This window comes from Arthrobacter sp. 10T416, from assembly GCF_056394165.1.
Window position 1 is genome coordinate 67,974 of sequence record NZ_JBFTHI010000013.1, and the last position, 19,656, is coordinate 87,629.

17 protein-coding genes are annotated in these 19,656 nt (G+C 67.9%); 12 read left to right on the forward strand and 5 right to left on the reverse strand.

Going from position 1 to position 19,656, the window contains the following annotated elements; all coding sequences use genetic code 11:
• Positions 1 to 7 precede the first annotated feature (7 nt).
• On the reverse strand, positions 8 to 1,225 hold the full coding sequence (locus AC1DBE_RS13605) for a sensor histidine kinase (protein ID WP_476970864.1): 1,218 nt from the start codon (positions 1,223 to 1,225) through the stop codon (positions 8 to 10).
• 227 nt (positions 1,226 to 1,452) lie between these two features.
• Here AC1DBE_RS13605 and AC1DBE_RS13610 point away from each other — a divergent pair, with 227 nt between their 5' ends.
• Together AC1DBE_RS13610 and AC1DBE_RS13615 are read left to right on the forward strand one after the other, a co-directional pair.
• Positions 1,453 to 1,833 carry a DUF485 domain-containing protein gene (locus AC1DBE_RS13610; protein ID WP_476903781.1) on the forward strand — a complete coding sequence of 127 codons (381 nt, stop codon included), beginning with the start codon at positions 1,453 to 1,455 and terminating at the stop codon, positions 1,831 to 1,833.
• A complete protein-coding gene (locus tag AC1DBE_RS13615) occupies positions 1,830 to 3,446 on the forward strand; it encodes a solute symporter family protein (protein ID WP_476878727.1) in 1,617 nt (538 codons plus the stop codon). The genes AC1DBE_RS13610 and AC1DBE_RS13615 overlap by 4 nt, the downstream gene beginning before the upstream one ends.
• A 155-nt stretch (positions 3,447 to 3,601) precedes the next feature.
• On the opposite strand, the gene AC1DBE_RS13620 is transcribed toward AC1DBE_RS13615, so the two are convergent.
• Positions 3,602 to 4,075, reverse strand: coding sequence for an Lrp/AsnC family transcriptional regulator (locus tag AC1DBE_RS13620; RefSeq protein ID WP_476878728.1), 474 nt, complete (start codon positions 4,073 to 4,075; stop codon positions 3,602 to 3,604).
• A gap of 196 nt (positions 4,076 to 4,271) precedes the next feature.
• Between AC1DBE_RS13620 and pdhA the strand changes: the two genes are divergently transcribed.
• The 3 genes from pdhA to AC1DBE_RS13635 are packed head-to-tail and all read left to right on the forward strand — an operon-like array spanning position 4,272 to position 7,839.
• Positions 4,272 to 5,450: a pyruvate dehydrogenase (acetyl-transferring) E1 component subunit alpha gene (gene pdhA / locus AC1DBE_RS13625; protein WP_476970865.1), complete on the forward strand. Its 1,179-nt coding sequence runs from the start codon at positions 4,272 to 4,274 to the stop codon at positions 5,448 to 5,450.
• Positions 5,450 to 6,460: an alpha-ketoacid dehydrogenase subunit beta gene (locus tag AC1DBE_RS13630; protein WP_476878730.1), complete on the forward strand. Its 1,011-nt coding sequence runs from the start codon at positions 5,450 to 5,452 to the stop codon at positions 6,458 to 6,460. The genes pdhA and AC1DBE_RS13630 overlap by 1 nt, the downstream gene beginning before the upstream one ends.
• Positions 6,457 to 7,839 (forward strand): dihydrolipoamide acetyltransferase family protein, encoded by a 1,383-nt coding sequence (locus tag AC1DBE_RS13635; protein WP_476903782.1) that lies wholly within the window; start codon positions 6,457 to 6,459, stop codon positions 7,837 to 7,839. The genes AC1DBE_RS13630 and AC1DBE_RS13635 overlap by 4 nt, the downstream gene beginning before the upstream one ends.
• A gap of 79 nt (positions 7,840 to 7,918) precedes the next feature.
• On the opposite strand, the gene AC1DBE_RS13640 is transcribed toward AC1DBE_RS13635, so the two are convergent.
• Positions 7,919 to 8,542, reverse strand: coding sequence for an SACE_7040 family transcriptional regulator (locus AC1DBE_RS13640; protein WP_476878732.1), 624 nt, complete (start codon positions 8,540 to 8,542; stop codon positions 7,919 to 7,921).
• Between the two features lie 175 nt (positions 8,543 to 8,717).
• Here AC1DBE_RS13640 and AC1DBE_RS13645 point away from each other — a divergent pair, with 175 nt between their 5' ends.
• Genes AC1DBE_RS13645 through AC1DBE_RS13675 form a run of 7 tightly spaced genes read left to right on the forward strand, consistent with a single transcriptional unit; the run spans position 8,718 to position 16,734 of the window.
• The gene (locus AC1DBE_RS13645; protein WP_476880144.1) at positions 8,718 to 10,325 is read left to right on the forward strand and encodes a carboxyl transferase domain-containing protein; all 1,608 of its coding nucleotides are present in this window, start codon (positions 8,718 to 8,720) and stop codon (positions 10,323 to 10,325) included.
• 7 nt (positions 10,326 to 10,332) lie between these two features.
• Positions 10,333 to 12,492 (forward strand): acetyl/propionyl/methylcrotonyl-CoA carboxylase subunit alpha, encoded by a 2,160-nt coding sequence (locus AC1DBE_RS13650; protein ID WP_476970866.1) that lies wholly within the window; start codon positions 10,333 to 10,335, stop codon positions 12,490 to 12,492.
• 52 nt (positions 12,493 to 12,544) lie between these two features.
• Entirely contained in the window at positions 12,545 to 13,708 is a 1,164-nt protein-coding gene (locus AC1DBE_RS13655) for an acyl-CoA dehydrogenase family protein (RefSeq protein WP_476970867.1), read from the forward strand.
• A 20-nt stretch (positions 13,709 to 13,728) separates the two neighbouring features.
• Positions 13,729 to 14,526, forward strand: a complete 798-nt coding sequence (locus tag AC1DBE_RS13660) for a CoA transferase subunit A (protein ID WP_476970868.1) — start codon at positions 13,729 to 13,731, stop codon at positions 14,524 to 14,526.
• A 2-nt stretch (positions 14,527 to 14,528) separates the two neighbouring features.
• Positions 14,529 to 15,290 (forward strand): CoA transferase subunit B, encoded by a 762-nt coding sequence (locus AC1DBE_RS13665; RefSeq protein ID WP_476970869.1) that lies wholly within the window; start codon positions 14,529 to 14,531, stop codon positions 15,288 to 15,290.
• A complete protein-coding gene (locus AC1DBE_RS13670; RefSeq protein ID WP_476880683.1) occupies positions 15,287 to 15,904 on the forward strand; it encodes a MaoC family dehydratase in 618 nt (205 codons plus the stop codon). The genes AC1DBE_RS13665 and AC1DBE_RS13670 overlap by 4 nt, the downstream gene beginning before the upstream one ends.
• Positions 15,901 to 16,734: an HpcH/HpaI aldolase/citrate lyase family protein gene (locus AC1DBE_RS13675; protein ID WP_476970870.1), complete on the forward strand. Its 834-nt coding sequence runs from the start codon at positions 15,901 to 15,903 to the stop codon at positions 16,732 to 16,734. Before AC1DBE_RS13670 ends, AC1DBE_RS13675 begins: the two co-directional genes overlap by 4 nt.
• A gap of 432 nt (positions 16,735 to 17,166) precedes the next feature.
• Here AC1DBE_RS13675 and AC1DBE_RS13680 read toward each other — a convergent pair whose 3' ends face one another.
• Both AC1DBE_RS13680 and AC1DBE_RS13685 read right to left on the reverse strand, forming a co-directional pair.
• On the reverse strand, positions 17,167 to 18,009 hold the full coding sequence (locus AC1DBE_RS13680) for a response regulator transcription factor (protein ID WP_476970871.1): 843 nt from the start codon (positions 18,007 to 18,009) through the stop codon (positions 17,167 to 17,169).
• Positions 18,006 to 19,613: an ATP-binding protein gene (locus tag AC1DBE_RS13685; protein ID WP_476970872.1), complete on the reverse strand. Its 1,608-nt coding sequence runs from the start codon at positions 19,611 to 19,613 to the stop codon at positions 18,006 to 18,008. The genes AC1DBE_RS13680 and AC1DBE_RS13685 overlap by 4 nt, the downstream gene beginning before the upstream one ends.
• Positions 19,614 to 19,656: the final 43 nt, after the last annotated feature.

Here is a 19,656-nt window from a genome sequence, read left to right on the forward strand (position 1 = left end):
GCCGGGTTCACGCGTCGTGGCGCGGCTGGGATTTGGGCACGCGCATGGTGATCAGCGTGCCCTCGCCCGGCGCCGTCTCAATCACCAAGCCGGTATCCTCGCCGTACACCTGCCGCAGCCGGGCATCGACGTTGCGCAGGCCCACGTGGTCGCCGTCGGTGTGTCCGGCCAGGACGGCCCGCAGGTTCTCCGGGTCCATGCCGACGCCGTCGTCCTCGATGGTGACCTCCGCGAAGGCGCCGGAGTCGTTGGCGGTGATGGTGATGTGGCCCGGGCCTTCCTTGGCTTCGAGCCCGTGGCGGACGGCGTTTTCCACCAGCGGCTGCAGGCTCAGGAACGGGATCACGGTACTGAGCACCTCCGGGGCGATCCGCAGGCTGACCTGCACCCGGTCGCCGAAACGGGCGCGCTCCAGGAGCAAGTACCGGTCGATGCAGCGCAGTTCCTCGGCCAGGGTGGTGAAGTCACCGTGCCGCCGGAACGAGTAGCGGGTGAAATCCGCGAACTCCACCACCAGTTCGCGGGCGCGGACCGGGTCCGTATTGATAAAGGACGCGATTGCGTTCAGTGAGTTGTAGATGAAATGCGGGCTGATCTGGGCCCGGAGCGCCCGGACCTCGGCCTCCATCAGCAGCGTCCGGGACGCGTCCAGTTCCGCCAGCTCCACCTGCGTGGCCACCCAGTCCGCCACCTCGCCGGTGGCGCGGACCAGCCCCGCCCCGGCGGCCGGTGCGAACGCGGCCACCACGCCCGCCACCCGGTTGCCGGCCTTGATCGGCGCGATCACGACCGCGCGCTCCGCCCCGGCAGCCAGCGGCGCCCGGGACCCGCCGATGGCCAGCAACTGCAGCTCCCCGGCCGGGATCACCGCCGTGTGGCCGCCCTCCAGCACCTTAGCGGCGAGGCCCATCAGGGCCGGCTTGAGTTCTTCGCCACCGCCGTCCCAGGCCAGGACGCCGGTGGTGTCGGTGATCGCCAGGGCGTCGCAGCCAAGCAGGCTCCGGAGCTGGCGGCTCGCCTTGGCGGCGCCGGCCGGGTTCAGCCCGGTGCGCAGGTGCTGGCCGGCCCGGGACGCGGCGTGCAGCGTCTTGTAGGTGGCCCGCTCGGCGTCGGTGCCCAGCTCCCGGAAGGAACGCAGGACCTTGAGTCCCACGGCGACGACGACGGCGATCGCCAGCGCGATCACGGCGATCGCCGCGGCGGAGAGGAGGGGAGAGTCCGGCATGCTGCCAGCGTAGCGCGGCGGGTGCGGACAGGCGGCGGAGGCTGCGCGGACGGGCACGGTGCGCCGTTGGGCGCAGCGTGGCGACCGTTGAGCGACAGTAAACACGGCGGTGCTGGAATGTAACACGCGTCACGGTGCACAGTGATTGCAGTCACACAAGGCCGGACGTCTGTTTCCCGGAACCCGGGTAACCGGTTGTGGCTCGCCAGTCTCAATGAGGAGGAACGATGGGTCACGAAGCCCAAGAAACGGACGCACCGGCGTTCGTGGACTTTAAGGAAGTCCAATCGACGGAGCGGTTCCAGGAACTGCGCAAACGTCACCGCAGCTTTGTCTTTCCGATGGCCATCGCATTCCTGCTGTGGTACTTCGCCTACGTCCTGCTGGCCGACTACGCCGTGGGCTTTATGTCCACGAAGGTTTGGGGGAACATCAACATCGGCCTGATCCTGGGCCTGCTGCAGTTCGTGTCGACGTTCGCCATCACCGGCTGGTACGTCAGCTACTCCAACCGGAAGCTGGACCCCATCGCCTCCGAGATCCGGCATGAGATTGAGGGCCACGAATTCGACAAGCACGGCAACCCAGTGAGCGGAACGGCACAATGACACTTATGGTCCCCGCGGTCAACGTCGCCGCGCTCAAAGACACCACCCTCCTGAACATGGGCATCTTTGCCGTGTTCGTCGCGGTCACCATGGTGATCGTGTTCCGCGCCAGCCGCAACAACAAGACGGCGGCCGATTACTACGCCGCCGGCCGTTCCTTCACGGGCTCCCAGAACGGCACCGCAATTGCCGGCGACTACCTCTCGGCGGCGTCCTTCCTGGGCATCACCGGAGCCATCGCCATCAACGGCTATGACGGCTTTATGTACTCCATCGGCTTCCTGGTTGCCTGGCTGGTGGCCCTGCTGCTGGTGGCCGAACTGCTCCGCAACACCGGCAAGTTCACCATGGCCGATGTGCTGTCCTTCCGGCTCCGGCAGCGCCCGGTCCGCATCGCCGCCGCCATCTCCACCCTGGCCGTGTGCTTCTTCTACCTGCTGGCCCAGATGGCCGGTGCCGGCAGCCTGATCTCCCTGCTGCTGGGCATCAGCGACTGGGGCGGACAGGCGCTGGTGATCATCGTCGTCGGCGCCCTGATGATCATGTACGTCCTGATCGGCGGCATGAAGGGCACCACCTGGGTCCAGATCATCAAGGCCATGCTCCTGATTGCCGGCGCGGCCGTAATGACCTTCTGGGTCCTGGCGATCTACGGCTTCAACCTCTCCGACCTCCTCGGCGGCGCGGCGGAAACGGCCAAGAACCCGGCCGTCCTCAACCCGGGCCTGCAGTACGGCAAGTCGGATACGTCCAAGCTGGACTTTATGTCCCTGGGCCTGGCCCTCGTGCTGGGCACCGCCGCCCTGCCGCACGTGCTGATGCGCTTCTACACGGTCCCGACCGCCAAGGAAGCCCGCAAGTCCGTGGTCTGGTCCATCTGGCTGATCGGGCTGTTCTACCTGTTCACGCTGGTGCTGGGCTACGGTGCCGCGGCCCTCGTCGGGGCGGACACGATCAAGAGCGCTCCGGGCGGGGTCAACTCCGCGGCTCCGCTGCTGGCCTTCCACCTCGGCGGCCCGCTGCTGCTCGGCTTCATCTCGGCGGTGGCCTTTGCCACGATCCTGGCCGTGGTGGCCGGGCTGACCATTACCGCCGCGGCGTCGTTTGCGCACGACATCTACGCCAACGTCCTGGCCAAGGGCAAGGCCGATCCGGAAACCGAGGTCCGGGTGGCCCGGCGCACGGTGATTGTGATCGGCATCCTGGCTATCGCCGGCGGTATCTTCGCCAACGGACAGAATGTCGCGTTCCTGGTTGCGCTCGCGTTCGCCGTGGCGGCCTCGGCCAACCTGCCCACCATCATCTACTCGCTGTTCTGGCGCAGGTTCACCACGCAGGGCGCGATCTGGAGCATGTACGGCGGCCTCGGCTCGGCCATCATCCTCATCGCACTTTCCCCGGTGGTGTCCGGTGCCAAAACCTCCATGATCCAGGGTGCCAACTTCGCGATCTTCCCGCTGAGCAACCCCGGTATCGTCTCCATCCCGCTCGCGTTCTTCCTGGGCTGGCTCGGCACGGTGCTGGACAAGCGGCGTGAAGACACCACCAAGCAGGCCGAGATGGAAGTCCGCTCCCTGACCGGGGTGGGCGCAGAAAAGGCCAGCAACCACTAACCCGGGGCCGGACCGCAACCAACACAGCGGAACCAGTAAGGCGGAGCTCCCGTGCAGTGTGCACGGGGGCTCCGCCTTTGCGTGTTCGGGCCGGAAGCCGTAGCCGGAAACCGGTGCCGGTTGCGGGGGCGCCGCGGTCTCAGGTGTCCGCGGGCTCAGGTGTCCGCGGAACCGCGTTCCAGCAGAGGCTGGATCCGGAACGGGATCAGTTCGCCCATGGCCAGGGCCGTGTCGGTACGGTCCACGCCCACGCAGGCCAGGATTTTGCCGTTGATCCGGAACAGGTCCTCGGCGTCCAGGGCCACCACCCGGAGCAGCAGGTCAGCCGACCCGGTCAGGCCGTACCCCTCGAGGATCTCCGGGATCCCGGCCAGTTCCACCGCCAACTGGCCCAGCTTCTGCTGCTGGACATGGACGGAGATGAACGCCATCAGGGGATAGCCCAGCGCGGCCGGATTAATCCGGCGCTCAAAGGAGAGGAAGACGTGCTTCTTCTCCAGCTGGGCCATCCGGGCCTGCACGGTATTCCGGGACAAACCCAGCTTCTGGGCGAGTGCTACGACGGTGCGGCGGGGATCCAACGCCATGGCTGAAAGCAGGCGGGTGTCGGTGCCATCCAAAGCTTGCATAATGCGCAACGTTAGCACGGTCACGAAACCCCCGGCAGGGCATAATGCTCAACTTTTTCGAAGGTGGTTGTACCCAATGGCTCTTGTGAGTAGGGTCACAATTATCCGGGGCAACGGCGCCCGGGTGGCCGTCGCGCGTAGGAACCACAAGTTCCGCGGGCAGGGTCAGACGACGTCAGAAGGTTGCGGACAAACTGTGTTTACCGACGACGCGGGCAAGGGCGGCATTGCCGCCGGCGGCCCCGGGAACAGTGCAGAATCAAACAGGCGCTCGGGCGGCGATCTCGTCCAGCTCATCACCCCGGGGGGTGAACGTGTAAGCCATCCTGAGTTCGACTCCTGGGTGCAGGACGTCAGCGACGAGCAACTCGCCTCGCTCTACCAGGACATGGTGGCCATCCGCCGGATGGACGCCGAGGCCACCGCCCTGCAGCGCCAGGGTGAGCTTGCCCTCTGGCCGCCGCTGCTGGGCCAGGAAGCGTCGCAGATCGGCTCGGCCCGTGCCCTCCGCGACGACGACTTCGTCTTCCCCAGCTACCGCGACAACGGCGTCGCCTACTGCCGCGGCGTCCAGCCGGCAGACATCGTCAAGGCCTGGCGCGGCAACGCCCTCGCCGGCTGGGATCCGTACACCGTCAACGTGGCGACCCAGCAAATCATCATTGGCGCCCAGTCCCTGCACGCCACCGGATACGCCATGGGGATCCAGAACGACGGCGCCGACTCGGTGGCCGTAGCGTACTTCGGCGACGGCGCCACCAGCGAAGGCGACGTCAACGAGGCCATGGTGTTCGCGGCCAGTTTCCAGGCCCCCGTGGTGTTCTTCTGCCAGAACAACCACTGGGCCATTTCCGAGCCCGTGATGCTCCAGTCCCACATCCAGATCGCGGACCGCGCCTCCGGCTTCGGCATCCCGAGCATGCGGGTGGACGGCAACGACGTCCTCGCCGTGATGGCGGCCACCCGGATCGCCATCGACCGGGCCCGCCGCGGCGGCGGCCCCACCTTCATCGAAGCCGTCACCTACCGGATGGGACCGCACACGACGGCGGACGACCCCACCCGCTACCGGGACGCCAACGAGCTTGAGGACTGGGCCGCCAAGGACCCGATCGCCCGGCTCAAGGCCCTCCTCGAACGCAAGGGACTCCTGACGGCGGAACTGGAAACCGCCGTCGCCGCTACGGCGGACGCCGTGGCCAAGGAACTGCGCTCCGGCACCATCAACATGCCGGAGCCGCAGCCCCTCGACATCTTCAAGCACGTCTACAGCACGCCCAACTCCTGGCTGGACCGCCAGCAGGACCACTACACCCGTTACCTGGCTTCCTTCGGCGATCCCGCAGAAGCCGCCTCCGAAGAAGGTGCACGCTGATGACCCAGATGACCTTTGCCCGCGCCATTAATTCCGGCCTGCGCAAATCCCTCGAAAACGATCCCAAGGTGATCCTCATGGGTGAGGACATCGGGGCCCTGGGCGGCGTCTTCCGCATCACCGACGGACTGCAAAAAGACTTCGGCAAACACCGCGTTGTGGATACCCCGCTGGCCGAATCCGGCATCCTCGGCACCGCCGTCGGCCTCGCGTACCGCGGCTACCGCCCTGTGGTGGAGATCCAGTTCGACGGCTTCATCTACCCGGCCTTCGACCAGATCGTCAGCCAGGTCGCCAAGATGCACTACCGCACCCAGGGCGCCGTGAAGATGCCCATCACCATCCGGGTGCCCTTCGGCGGCGGGATCGGTTCGCCCGAGCACCACTCCGAGTCGCCCGAGGCCTACTTCACCCACACCTCCGGCCTGCGCGTGGTCAGCGTGTCCAACCCGCAGGACGCCCACACCATGATCCAGCAGGCCATCGCCTCGGACGATCCCGTGCTCTATTTCGAACCCAAGCGCCGCTACCACGACAAGGGCGAGGTGGATGAGTCCCTCGACCTCTCCGCGGCCCTGTCCATGGAGAAGGCACGTGTGGTCACGGAAGGCACCGACGTGACCCTGGTTGCGTACGGTCCGCTGGTGAAGACCGCCCGCGACGCTGCCCTCGCGGCCGCCGACGAGGGTGTCTCCGTCGAAGTGATCGACCTGCGCTCGCTGGCCCCGCTGGACTTCGCGACCCTGGAAGCATCCGTGCGGAAGACCGGCCGGCTCGTTATTACCCACGAGGCCAGCCAGTCCGGCGGCCTCGGCGCCGAGGTGGCCGCCAGCATCACCGAACGCTGCTTCTACCACCTCGAAGCCGCCCCCGTCCGGGTCACCGGCTTCGACGTGCCGTACCCCTACTCAAAGCTCGAAATGCACCACCTGCCGGGCCTGGACAGGATCCTCGACGGCGTCGACCGGGCCCTGGGCCGCCCCAACTCCCTTAGCGGGCTGGAAGGATGACCGCCACCATGATCAAGGAATTCCGGCTCCCGGACCTCGGCGAAGGCCTGACGGAATCAGAAATCGTCGCGTGGAAGGTCGGTGTGGGGGATACCGTCACGCTCAACCAGATCATCGCCGAGGTTGAAACCGCCAAGGCCGTCGTCGAACTGCCCTCGCCGTTCGCCGGCGTCGTGACCGCGCTGCACGAGCAGCCCGGCACCGTCGTGGAGGTCGGCAAGCCGATTGTCTCCTTCGAGATTGAGGGCGACGACGGCGACGCCGGCGCGGCCCCCGCCAAGCGCGAGCCGAACCTCGTCGGCTACGGTGCCGTGCTGGAGGGCTCGGGCCGCCCCGCCCGCCGTGCCCGCACCTTCGCCGCCGCGGCACCGGCGGCCTCCGCTGTGGCCGAGGCTCCGGCGCCGGCTGCTGCGGAACCCGGCGCAACCCCCCAGGCGGAGGCCGCGGCCGAAGCCCAGCCCGCCGCCCACACTGACTCCGCCGGGGAGCGTCCGCGCTCCACCCCGCCGGTGCGCAAACTGGCCAAGGACCTCGGCGTTGACCTCGGCGCCGTCACCGGGACCGGAGAGCGGGGCCTGATCACCCGCGACGACGTGCGGAACTTTGTAGGTGGAGGCGACCTCCCGGTGGCGCCCCAGGACCTGGCCGGCAGCCAGGCCGGCGCCCCGGCCCAGGGCGCCCGCGAAACCCGGACGCCCATCAAGGGGGTCCGGAAGTTCACCGCGGCCGCTATGGTCTCCAGTGCCTTCACCGCACCGCACGTGACCGAATTCCTGACCCTCGACGTCACACCCACCATGGAGCTGCTGGCGCGGCTGAAGGCCAGCCGCACGTTCGCCGGTTACAAGCTGACGCCGCTGACCCTGGTGTCCAAGGCGGTGCTGATCGCGCTGCGCAACCACCCGACGCTCAACGCACGGTGGGACGAGGCCAACCAGGAGATTGTGCAGTTCAACTACGTCAACCTCGGTATTGCGGCCGCGACGCCCCGCGGCCTGACCGTGCCGAACATCAAGGACGCGGACCAGATGTCGCTGCTGCAGCTCTCCACGGCGCTGACCGAGCTGACCGACACGGCCCGGGCCGGGAAAACCGCCCCCGCGGACCTTGGTGGCGGCACCATCTCCATCACGAACATCGGTGTTTTCGGCATTGACGCGGGAACGCCCATCCTCAACCCGGGCGAGGCAGCCATCCTGGCCCTTGGCGCGGTGCGGAAGATGCCGTGGGAGTACCAGGACCAGGTGGCGCTGCGGCAGGTTATGACCTTGAGCCTGTCCTTCGACCACCGGCTGGTCGACGGCGAGCAGGGTTCCCGGTTCCTCCAGGACCTCGGCGCCATCCTTGCTGACCCCGGTATGGCCTTGGCGATGGTCTAGGGATTCCGGACCAGGGCCGGGCGCCCACCCTCGGGTGGACGCCCGGCCCTTGGTATGTCGGGGCGCCTTTGTGGGGGCGTCAGCCGGCGGGAGGCGTGGGTGGGGCCGTCAACGCGGCCAGCGCCATGCTCTCAAGCAGGGGCCGCGCACGCTTGAGGGCCATCCGCCGCCCGTGGTTGCGGACCGAGTGCGGTGTGGAGTTGATCAGGCCGAACGTGGCGTGCGCGCGCATCCGCAGTTCGGCGGGATCCGTGTCCGGGTGCAGCCCGGCCAGGACGTCCACCCAGAGCTCGACGTAGTTGCGCTGCAGGGTGCGGACCTCGGCCTCGTCGGCGTCGTCGAGGTTGCTGAAGTCCTGGTCCTGGACCCGGATGACGTCGGAGTTGCTCAGGGCGAAGTCGACGTGGAATTCGACCAGGCCGGCCAAGGCCGCGGCCGGTCCGCCGGAGCCAGCAACCACAGTCCGGCCGCCGTCCAAGAGGTCCTGGCTGACGCTAAGCAGGAGCGCGCCGAGGACGGCCTGCTTGCCGGCGAAGTGGCGGTAGACGGCGGGACCGCTGACTCCCGCTGCAGCGCCAAGGTCCTCGAGCGAAACACGGTTGAAGCCGTCGGCGGCGAACAGGGCGGCAGCCGCGGTCAGGAGGGCCTTCCGGCGGTTCTCCTTGGCCTGGCTTCGCTGGGTTGTCTGGCTGGACTCAGTCACCGGCGCGTCCCTCTCGACTGCTCTGGATAAAAGGGGTGTTGGTTGAAGCTGTCCTGTGTTGGACATCACAGTTAATAGAGACTAACCTAAAACTCAGTTATGCGTTACTAACCGAAATAGCCGGAGGGTCCGTACTGCGGGCGCCGGCGCCGTGGCCGAGGGACGGAAGCAGTCGATGGAGACAATCGCCAGCCAGGTGGACCCGGGCAGCCCGGACTTCGCCGCGAACCGCGAGGCGCAGCTCGGGCTGGCCCGGGAGCTGAAGGAACGCCTCGCCGTCGCCGCGCTCGGCGGTCCGGAAAAGTCCCGCGAACGCCATGTGGCCCGCGGCAAACTGCTGCCCCGCGAACGGATCGACCAGCTGCTTGACGACGGCAGCCCCTTCCTGGAAATCGCGCCGCTCGCCGCGGACGGTATGTACGAAGGCGACTCGCCGGGTGCCGGCGTGATTGCCGGCATCGGCCTGGTCCACGGCCGCCAGGTCCTGGTGATCTCCAACGACGCCACGGTCAAGGGCGGCACCTACTACCCGATGACCGTGAAGAAACACCTCCGGGCGCAGGAAATTGCCCTGGAGAACCGGCTGCCCTGCATCTACCTCGTGGATTCCGGCGGAGCGTTCCTGCCCAAGCAGGACGAGGTCTTCCCGGACAAGGAGCACTTCGGCCGGATCTTCTTCAACCAGGCCAAGATGTCCGCAGCCAAGATCCCGCAGATCGCCTCTGTGATGGGATCCTGCACGGCCGGCGGGGCCTACGTTCCCGCGATGAGCGATGAGACAGTGATTGTCCGCAACCAAGGCACCATCTTCCTCGGCGGCCCGCCTCTGGTGAAGGCCGCCATCGGCGAGATCGTTACCGCCGAGGAGCTTGGCGGCGGCGACGTGCACTCGAAGATCTCCGGCGTGACGGACCACCTCGCCGAGAACGATGAGCATGCCCTGCAGATCGTCCGGGATATCGTCTCCACCCTGCCGAAGCCTGCCGCACCGGTTTGGGACGTGGACACCGCCGTCGAACCCCTGGCCGATCCGGACGAGCTGTACGGGGCGGTCCCCACCGACGTCAACGCCCAGTACGACGTCCGCGAGGTCATCGCCCGGCTGGTGGACGGCAGCCGCTTCCATGAGTTCAAAAAGAACTACGGCACCACTCTCGTGACCGGCTTCGCGAAGCTGCACGGCCACCCGGTAGGGATCGTGGCGAACAACGGTGTGCTGTTCAGCGAATCCTCGCTCAAGGGCGCGCACTTCATCGAACTCTGCGACCAGCGCGGCATCCCGCTGATTTTCCTGCAGAACCTCTCCGGCTTTATGGTCGGCAAGGACTACGAACAGGGCGGCATCGCCAAAAACGGCGCCAAGATGGTCACCGCCGTCGCCACCGCCCGCGTACCCAAGCTGACCGTCGTCATCGGCGGGTCCTTCGGGGCCGGCAACTACTCGATGTGCGGGCGGGCATACTCGCCGCGCTTCCTGTGGATGTGGCCGGCATCGCGGATCTCCGTCATGGGCGGCAACCAGGCCTCCAGCGTGCTGGCCACCGTCAAGCGGGACCAGTACGAGGCCCGCGGCGAGGAGTGGTCGGCCGCGGACGAGGAAGCGTTCAAGGCGCCCATCAAGGCCCAGTACGAGGACCAGGGCAGTCCGTACTATTCCACCGCCCGCCTGTGGGACGACGGCGTGATTGACCCCGCGGACACCCGCACCGTCCTGGGACTGGCGCTCGACGTCGTTTCCCGCACCCCGCTGCCGGAGACCTCCTTCGGCCTGTTCCGGATGTGAGCCAGCAATGACCCTTTCAACACCCAACGGGCCGCTGTTCGGCACGGTCCTTGTCGCCAACCGCGGCGAGATCGCCTGCCGTGTGATCCGTACCCTGCGCGCCCTCGGCATCCGTTCGGTGGCTGTCTATTCCGACGCCGACGCCGGCGCCCGCCACGTGCAGGAGGCCGACGTCGCCGTCAGGATCGGGCCGGCAGCCGCCGCCGAAAGCTACCTCAAGATCGAGGCCATCATCCAGGCCTGCCGCGAGACCGGCGCCGAGGCCGTGCACCCCGGCTACGGCTTCCTGAGCGAGAACGTCGACTTCGCCCGCGCCCTGGAACAGGCCGGCATCACCTTTATCGGCCCCGGCGTCGAATCCCTGAATGTTATGGGCGACAAGATCCGCTCCAAAAACCACGTCACCGGCTACGGCGTGCCCGTAGTCCCGGGCATCGCCGAGCCGGGGATGAGCGACGAACAGCTGATCGAGGCCGCCTCCGGCGTCGGCTACCCGCTGCTGATCAAGCCTTCCGCGGGCGGCGGAGGGAAGGGCATGCACGTCGTTGAACGTGCGGAAGACCTGGCGGCCACCCTCGCCACGGCCCGCAGGGTCGCGGCCAGCGCCTTCGGCGACGACACCCTGTTCCTGGAGCGTCTCGTCACCACCCCGCGGCACATCGAGGTGCAGGTCCTCGCGGACAACCACGGGAACGTCATCCACCTGGGGGAGCGCGAGTGCTCCCTGCAGCGCCGGCACCAGAAGGTCATCGAGGAGGCGCCGTCCCCGCTGCTGCAAGCCCTGCCCGATGGCGCCGCGATCCGGGCCCGCCTGGGCGAGGCCGCGTGCAACGCGGCCCGCAGCGTCAACTACTCGGGTGCGGGGACCGTGGAGTTCCTGGTCTCCGACAACGCCCCGGACGAGTTCTTTTTTATGGAGATGAACACCCGGCTGCAGGTGGAGCACCCGGTCACCGAGATGGTCACCGGCGTGGACCTGGTCGAATGGCAGGTCCGGATCGCCGCGGGGGAGGAACTCACCGTGCGGCAGGAGGACGTCGTACTCACCGGGCACTCGGTGGAAGCCCGAGTCTACGCCGAGGTGCCGGAGAAGAACTTCCTGCCGTCCATCGGGCAGGTTGTGCTGTTGGACGAGATGCCCGGTCCCGCGAATGGCAGGGTCCGTGTCGATTCAGCCCTGCTGGAGGGCCTCCAAATCTCCAGCAGCTACGACCCGATGATCGCCAAGGTTATCGCGTGGGGCGAGGACAGGGCGGAGGCTTTGGACACCCTCGACCAGGCGCTCGCCGGCTACACCGCGCTGGGGATCGACACCAACGTCGAATACCTGCGGCTGCTGATCAACGATGCCGACGTCCGAGCCGGCCGCCTCGACACCGGCCTGATCGAACGCAAGATGCCGGACTTCAACTTCCGGCGGGCGGGCGACTTTGAGTTGGCCACTGCAGCCGTCTTCGCTGCTGCCATGCACGAGCATGAAACGCAGAATGCCGGGGCGGGTCCCTGGCATCTCGGCAACGGATGGCGGCTCGGTGTCGCTGCACCGCGCCGGATCAGTCTCGGAACGCCCGACGGCGGAATTGCCACAGTGGAGGTGTCCGGCTCGGTAGGGCAACGGACAGCCATGGTCAGCGTCAATGGCGGCCCGCGACGTCCGGCGTCATTTCGGTCCACCAAGCGAGGCGCCACGGAGTTGACCTTGGGCGACGAATCGCGCAGTTACGCGCTGGCGCCGGTCCGCCGGGGGCCAGTCCCACCGGGTCCCGGCAACCCGATGCCAACCGAAATCTTCCTCGGCAACGGAGGCTGGTCCTGCCGTCTTGAGCCGCTGACCCGCGAGACCCGGCTCGCCCGGGTGCTGGCCGCCGTCGAACGCGAGGAAGGCGCCGCGGACCCGGCGGTGCGCTCGCCGATGCCCGGCACCGTGGTCTCCGTGTCCGTGAGTGACGGGGACGCCGTCACCGCCGGCCAGGTCCTGCTCTCGGTGGAAGCCATGAAGATGGAACACCAGCTCACCGCGCCCCTCGACGGCACCGTCCACATCAGCGCCGCCACCGGCGACCTCGTCAAAGCCGACCAGGTCCTCGCCACCATCCATCCGCACGAACCCTTGGCCGCGGAGGACGCGGCCGAGGAGTCCGTCGTCGCCGTCGGCGCGGCGGACTAGCAGCCACAGCGTCAGCCCCACCAAAGCCACCCCCAGACACAGGAGTCACCCCATGCCAGATTTTGAACTCAGCGAGGACTACCAGGACCTCAGCGACACCGTCCGTGAATTCGCCGACCAGGTGGTGGCCCCCGTCTCCGCCAAGCACGACGAAGAGCACAGCTTCCCCTACGAAGTCGTCTCCCAGATGGCCGACATGGGCCTGTTCGGCCTGCCGTTCCCGGAGGAGTTCGGCGGCATGGGCGGGGACTACTTCGCCCTGGCCCTGGCCCTCGAACAGCTCGGCCGGGTGGACCAGTCCGTCGCCATCACCCTCGAAGCCGGCGTCTCGCTCGGCGCCATGCCCATCCACCGTTTCGGCAATGAGGCCCAGAAGCAGGAATGGCTGCCGCTGCTTGCCTCCGGCAAGGCGCTCGCCGGCTTCGGCCTGACCGAACCGGAAGCCGGCTCGGACGCTGGCGGAACCAAAACCACCGCCCGGCTCGAAGGCGGGGAGTGGGTCATCAACGGCAACAAGGCCTTCATCACCAACTCCGGCACCGACATCACCAAGCTGGTCACCGTCACGGCAGTGACCGGCCAGCAGGAACGCCCGGACGGCAGCATCAAAAAGGAAATCTCCACCATCCTGGTCCCCACCAGCACCCCCGGATTCACCGCGGAGAAGGCCTACAACAAGGTCGGCTGGAACGCCTCGGACACCCACCCGCTGACCCTTGACAACGTCCACGTTCCCGAAGAAAACCTGCTCGGAACCCGCGGCCGCGGCTACGCCAACTTCCTCTCCATCCTGGACGAGGGCCGGATCGCGATCGCCGCGCTGGCCGTCGGCGCCGCCCAGGGGTGTGTGGACCAGTCGGTGAAATACGCCAAGGAACGCAGCGCCTTCGGCCAGAACATCGGCAAGTACCAGGCCATCGCGTTCAAGATCGCCCGGATGGAAGCGCGCGCCCACACCGCCCGGTTGGCCTACTACGACGCAGCGGCCCGGATGCTCGCCGGAAAGCCGTTCAAGACGCAGGCCGCCATCGCTAAGATGGTCGCAGGCGAGGCAGCCATGGACAACGCGCGGGACGCCACCCAGGTGTTCGGCGGCTATGGCTTCATCAACGAATTCACCGTGGCGCGCCACTACCGCGACTCCAAGATCCTCGAAGTCGGCGAAGGCACCACGGAGGTCCAGCTGATGCTGATCGCCCGCGAACTGGGACTGTAGCCGGCCGGAAGGATTCTCCGATGATCAACAAGGTTGTTGCCAGCGCCGCCGAGGCCGTCGCGGACATCCGCGACGGCGCCTCCCTCGCCGTCGGGGGTTTCGGGCTGTGCGGAATCCCGGCAGCCCTGATCGAGGCCCTGCACGGCAGCGGCGCGACGGACCTGGAAACCGTCAGCAACAACTGCGGCGTCGATGACTGGGGGCTGGGGATCCTGCTCAAGGACGGCCGGATCCGCCGGACCATCAGCTCCTACGTGGGCGAGAACAAGGAATTCGCGCGCCAATACCTTGCCGGCGAGCTCGAAGTCGTCCTGACTCCGCAAGGAACCCTGGCAGAGAAGCTGCGCGCCGGCGGGGCCGGGATCCCCGCCTTCTACACGCCGGCCGGCGTCGGGACCCAGGTGTCCGACGGCGGGCTGCCGCAGAGGTACGACGCCGACGGGAACGTCGCGGTCGCCTCCGCCGCCAAGGAGGTGCGGAGCTTCCACGGCGCCGACTATGTGCTGGAAGAAGCCCTGACGCCCGATTTCGGGCTGGTCCACGCCTGGAAGGGTGACCGGCACGGAAACCTGGTCTTCCACGCGACCGCGATGAATTTCAACCCGCTCTGCGCCATGGCCGGGAGGATCACCATCGCCGAGGTCGAGGAACTTGTGGAGCCGGGGGAGCTGGACCCCGAACACGTCCACGTCGCCGGAATCTTCGTCCAGCGGGTTGTCCTCGCACCGCAGGGGGAGAAACGCATCGAAAAGCGCACGGTTGCCGTGACCGGTGGCCCCGGTGCGGCACAACGTTCGCCAGGCCAGGCAGGAGCATAGCGATGGAACCGAACAAGCCCCAGGACGCCGCGCCCCGCCCCGAAGCGGTCCGGCACGAGTACCGGCCCTCCGCCGTCGAACATCCGGCCGGTGTGCAGGGCAAAGGCTGGACGCGCAACGAACTGGCGGCCCGGGTGGCGCAGGAGCTGCACAACGGCCAGTACGTCAACCTCGGCATCGGGATGCCCACGCTGATCCCCAATTACATTCCGGCCGGGGTCGAAGTGGTGCTGCATTCGGAGAACGGGATCCTCGGCGTCGGGCCCTACCCGGCCGAGGATCAGATCGATCCGGACCTGATCAACGCCGGCAAGGAAACAGTCACCGTCAACAAGGGCGCCGCGTTTTTCGACTCGGCGGCGTCCTTCGGGATGATCCGTGGCGGGCACGTGGATGTCGCGGTGCTCGGCGCCATGGAAGTGGCGCAGAACGGGGACCTCGCCAACTGGATGATCCCGGGCAAGATGGTCAAGGGCATGGGCGGCGCGATGGACCTGGTGTTCGGCGCCAAGAAGGTCATCGTCATGATGGAGCACGTGGACCGCAACGGCAACCCGAAAATTGTGGAGCAGTGCACCCTGCCGCTGACCGGCAAAGGCTGCGTGGACCGGATCATCACCGACCTCGCCGTGATCGACGTCGTCACCGAGGGCGGGAAATCCCGGCTGGTGCTGCGGGAGCTGGCTCCGGACGTGACCGTGGAGGACGTGGCCGCCGCCACCGGCGCCGAACTATTCGAGGAAGACCAGGAACTTACCGTATGACGACGAATGCAGCGCCCGAAACCGGTTCAGGTGCCGGCCGCAGTGCCGGCCGCAGTGCCGGCCGCAGTGCCGGCCACGGCACCGGCGGCAGTGCCGGTCCCCGGGTGATTGAACAACGCGGTCTCTACTTCGAGGAACTCGAAGAGGGGGTGGTCTACGCCCACCGGCCCGGCCGGACCGTGACGGAGACGGATAACGTCCTGTTCACCACCATGACCATGAATACCCAGGCACTGCACCTGGACGCTGCGTGGAGCGCCGGGCAGCCCTTTGGCCAGCGCCTGATGAACTCCATGTTCACCCTCGCCACCGTGGTGGGGCAGTCGGTCCCGCAGCTGACGCAGGGGACCATCATCGCCCAGCTGGGACTGACCGACGTGTCCTTCCCGCACCCGCTCTACCACGGGGACACGCTCTACACCGAGACCGTGGTGACCGGCAAGCGGCTCTCCTCCTCCCGGCCCGGGCAGGGGATCGTGACCATGCAGCACACGGGCCGGAACCAGGACGGTGTGGTGGTGGCGCTGGCGACGCGCAGCTGCCTGATGTGGACACGCGAGGCGCACGCCGCGGCCGAGCCGGAAACCGCGCAAAAGGGGACAATAAAGGCATGAGCTTCCTGATGGGCCCGGCCCTCCTGTTCTGCCCCGCCGACCGCCCCGAGCGCTACCAGAAGGCGGCCGGGCGCGCCGACGCCGTCATCCTTGACCTCGAGGACGCCGTGGCGCCGGCCGACAAGCAGCGTGCCCGCGGCGCCATCCTGGCCCAGCTGGGCTCCGCCGGGGACGGCCCCGAGCTCGACCCGAGCCGCACGATTGTCCGCGTCAACCCGGTCGGAACCGACGAGTTCGAGAAGGACCTGCACTGCCTCAAGCACACGCCTTACCGGCACGTCATGCTGGCCAAGGCCGAGAGCGCCGCACAACTGCGGGCGCTTGAGGGATACAGTGTGGTCGCCCTGTGCGAGACGGCGGCGGGCATCGTCAACGCGGCCGCGATCGCCGCCGAGCCGAACGTGGTGGGCCTGATGTGGGGCGCCGAGGACCTGCTGGCGTCGCTCGGCGGCACCTCCAGCCGGAACGACGACGGCGGTTACCGCGCCGTGGCCCTGCACGCGAGGTCCACGGTCCTGCTGGCTGCCCGGGCCGCCGGCAAGGAAGCCGTCGACTCCGTGTACGTGAACATCCCCGATCTCGAGGGACTCGCGGCCGAGGCCCACGACGCCGTCGCCTCCGGGTTCGGCTCCAAAGCCTGCATCCACCCCAACCAGGTGGCCGTGGTCCGTGACGCGTACGCCCCTTCCGAGGCCGACGTCGCAGCGGCCGAAGAACTCCTGGGCGCCGCTACGGCCGCGGGCACCGGCGTGTTCCAATTCAAGGGCAAGATGATCGACGGGCCCATTCTCAAGCACGCCGAAGCCACCCTCCGCCGCGCAGGCCGGTAGGCCCGGGGTTCGGGGCGGGGTCCCGGGGCGATGCCCTGATATGGGTCCGAGCCCGCAGGAACGCGTCGATTCGCCACAAATAGCCGGATTGGTGGGCCGGTTAGCGCCCATTTGTGGCAAATCGACGTCGGGTACCGGCAACCCTGGCTGCTCGCGCCCCGTTCCGGTCTTCCGCGCTGCATCTTGGTCTCGGGTGGTTGGCACCTGCGCTGCGTCGACTTCGGGCGATCACAGGGCCAGAACAGAAGCCCTACCTGCTGGAGCTCGTCGGTTCGCCACAAATGGCCGGATTGGTGGGCTCGTAGCGGCCATTTGTGGCAAATCGACGTCGTGTGAAGCGAGCGGGCCACTCAATATGTAGCAGCGGCGCCCCTTCGTCCGGTCGCGACCCTGGCCCAAGCGGCGCCCAGATCCGGCACATCCCAACCGACCCTAGCGCCGCCACAGGTAGCGGTTCTCCGGGCGGCCGGCAGCACCGTAGCGCGGCGTGAGCCGGGCGAAGCCTGTAGCCACCAGATACTCGAGGTAGCGGCGGGCGCTGACCCGTGACAATCCAAGCCGGAGGGCCAGGCCTGCTGCGGACTCGTCGCCGGGGGTGTCCTGCAGGGCTTCGATGACCGCGTCCAGGGTGGGCCGGGAGAGTCCCTTGGGTAAGCGCGCCGGACTCTCCGCGACCCCAGAAAATCCGACGGCCCCTGGCAACCCGGCCCTCGGCAGCCCAGCCGCCGGCTCCCCGCCGTCAGCCCCATGGCCGCCCTGGTTCCCGTGACCCCCGTGACCCCCCGGACCGCCGCGACCGGACAACGTGCCGGACAACCGCGGAGGGCGCGCCGGGGCCACGATTCGGTCGATCCGCTCCTGGTCCAGGGGGCCAGCGGAGGCACCGGCGGCGAGTTCGTCGCGCAGTGCCACATAACGGTCCAGCCGGTCGTTCAGCGCCTGCGACGTGAACGGTTTGACGAGGTAGTGCAGTATGCCGCCGGCCATTGCCGAGCGCACGGTTTCCAGCTCACGCGACGCCGTGATCACCAGGACATCAACGGGCTGCCGGGGCCGATTCCGGAGCGCCTGCAGGACGTCGAGCCCCGACATGTCCGGCAGGTGGATATCGAGGAGAACCAGTTCGGGCAGCAGTTCCGCGGCGAGATCCAGGCCCTGTTGCCCGGTGTGCGCCGTGCCCACCACCTCGAACCCGCCACGGGCCAGCAGGAAGCCATGGTGGATCCCCGCCACGGCCACGTCATCGTCAATGATGAGGGTGCGTATGCCACTCATGGTCGTCCAAGTACCGCCTCTGGTGTCCCGGCGCCGGCTGACCCGGACACCTCTGTCCTGAAAACAACCGTAAAGCAGGCGCCGCCGAGCGCCGAACGGGACACCACTGCGCTGCCACCCCGGCGCCGGGCCACACGCTGGACCAGGGCCAGGCCGAGCCCCCGGGTGTTGATCCCGTCCGGTTCCTTGCTGGTCACTCCGGCCTCGAACACCGCTTCCCGGTCAGCCGCCGGAACGCCCGGCCCGTCGTCGTCCACCGTGAGCGTGCGTCCGCCGGGACCCTCGGCGAGGGCGACGGCGATGGTGCTGTCATAGCCGACGGCGTCCACGGCGTTGTCGATCAGGTTGCCGAGCACTGTGATGGCGTCGTCCGTGCCATCCGGGGTGCAGACCGACGCCGGGTCAACCTCGATGTCGATGCCCCGCTCCGCGCACACCGTGGACTTGGCGATCAGCAGGGCCCGGACGCCGTCGTCGGTAATCCCCGCCGCGAGGGGCCGGTCCACGAACGCGGCATCGCTTTGGCTGCGGCCGAGGTAATCAACGGCCTTCGCCTGTTGGCCGAGCTCCAGCAGGCCGGAGATGACGTGCAGCTTGTTGGCGAATTCGTGCGCCTGGGCCCGCAAGGCCTGCGTCACGTCCAGGGCGCCGTCGCGGTCCCGGAGCATTGTGTGCAGTTCCGTCCGGTCGCGCAGGATCAGCACCTTCCCCACTTCCCGCCCGTCCACGGTGGCAGCATTCACCTTGCCCAGCAGGATGCGCTCGCCGGAAAGCACCAGCTCGTCCGTAGCGGACCCGGCCGCGAGCAGGCGGTGGATCCCCGGCTCGAGCGAGTCGGTGGCAGCGGTGCCAAGGATCTCCTCGCCCACGTCCAGCAGCCGCCGCGCCTCATCGTTCACCAGCGCCACTTTGCCGTCGGCGTCGACCGCCACGAGCCCTTCGCCGAGGCCGTGGAGCATGGCGTCGCGGGTCTCGAGCAGCGCCGCGATGTCCTCGGGCTCGAGCTTGTAAATCCGCCGCCAGACCAGCTTCGAGACGTACATGGCGCCCAGGGAACTCAGGAGTGCGGCGCCCAGCAGCCAGCCGAACAACAGCGGCAGGTCCTCGTTCAGGTCCGCCGCCAGGGTGCTCTCCAGCACCCCCACCGACGCGGAGCCGATGACGGTGCCCCCGCGGTCAAAGATCGGAACCTTGACCCGCCAGGACTCGCCCAGGGTCCCTGTCTGGGTGCCGACATAGACGTCGCCGGACAGCGGCACGGAGGGGTCGGTGGAGACATGCTTGCCGATCTCCTCCGGGTTCGGGTGGGACTGCCGGACGCCGTTGCGGTCGGTCACCACCACGTAGGTGACGTTGGAGGCCTGCCGGATGACCTCGGCGATCGGCTGGATGGTCTGCGCGGGGGAGTCGGTGCTGAAGGCGTCCACCACGGAGGGAAGCCGGGCCACGCTGTCGGCGACGCCGATCATCCGGCTCTTGTACGCGTCGCGGAGCTGTTGTTCCTGCATCCGGATCGTCACGGCACCCACGACGGTGAGGACGGCCAGAACGATTCCGAGCTGCAGGGCCACCAGCTGAAAGCGCAGCGGAATCCTGTGAAACATGTCACAAGTGTCCCATCCGGCACCGGCCAGGCAGGACGGATGA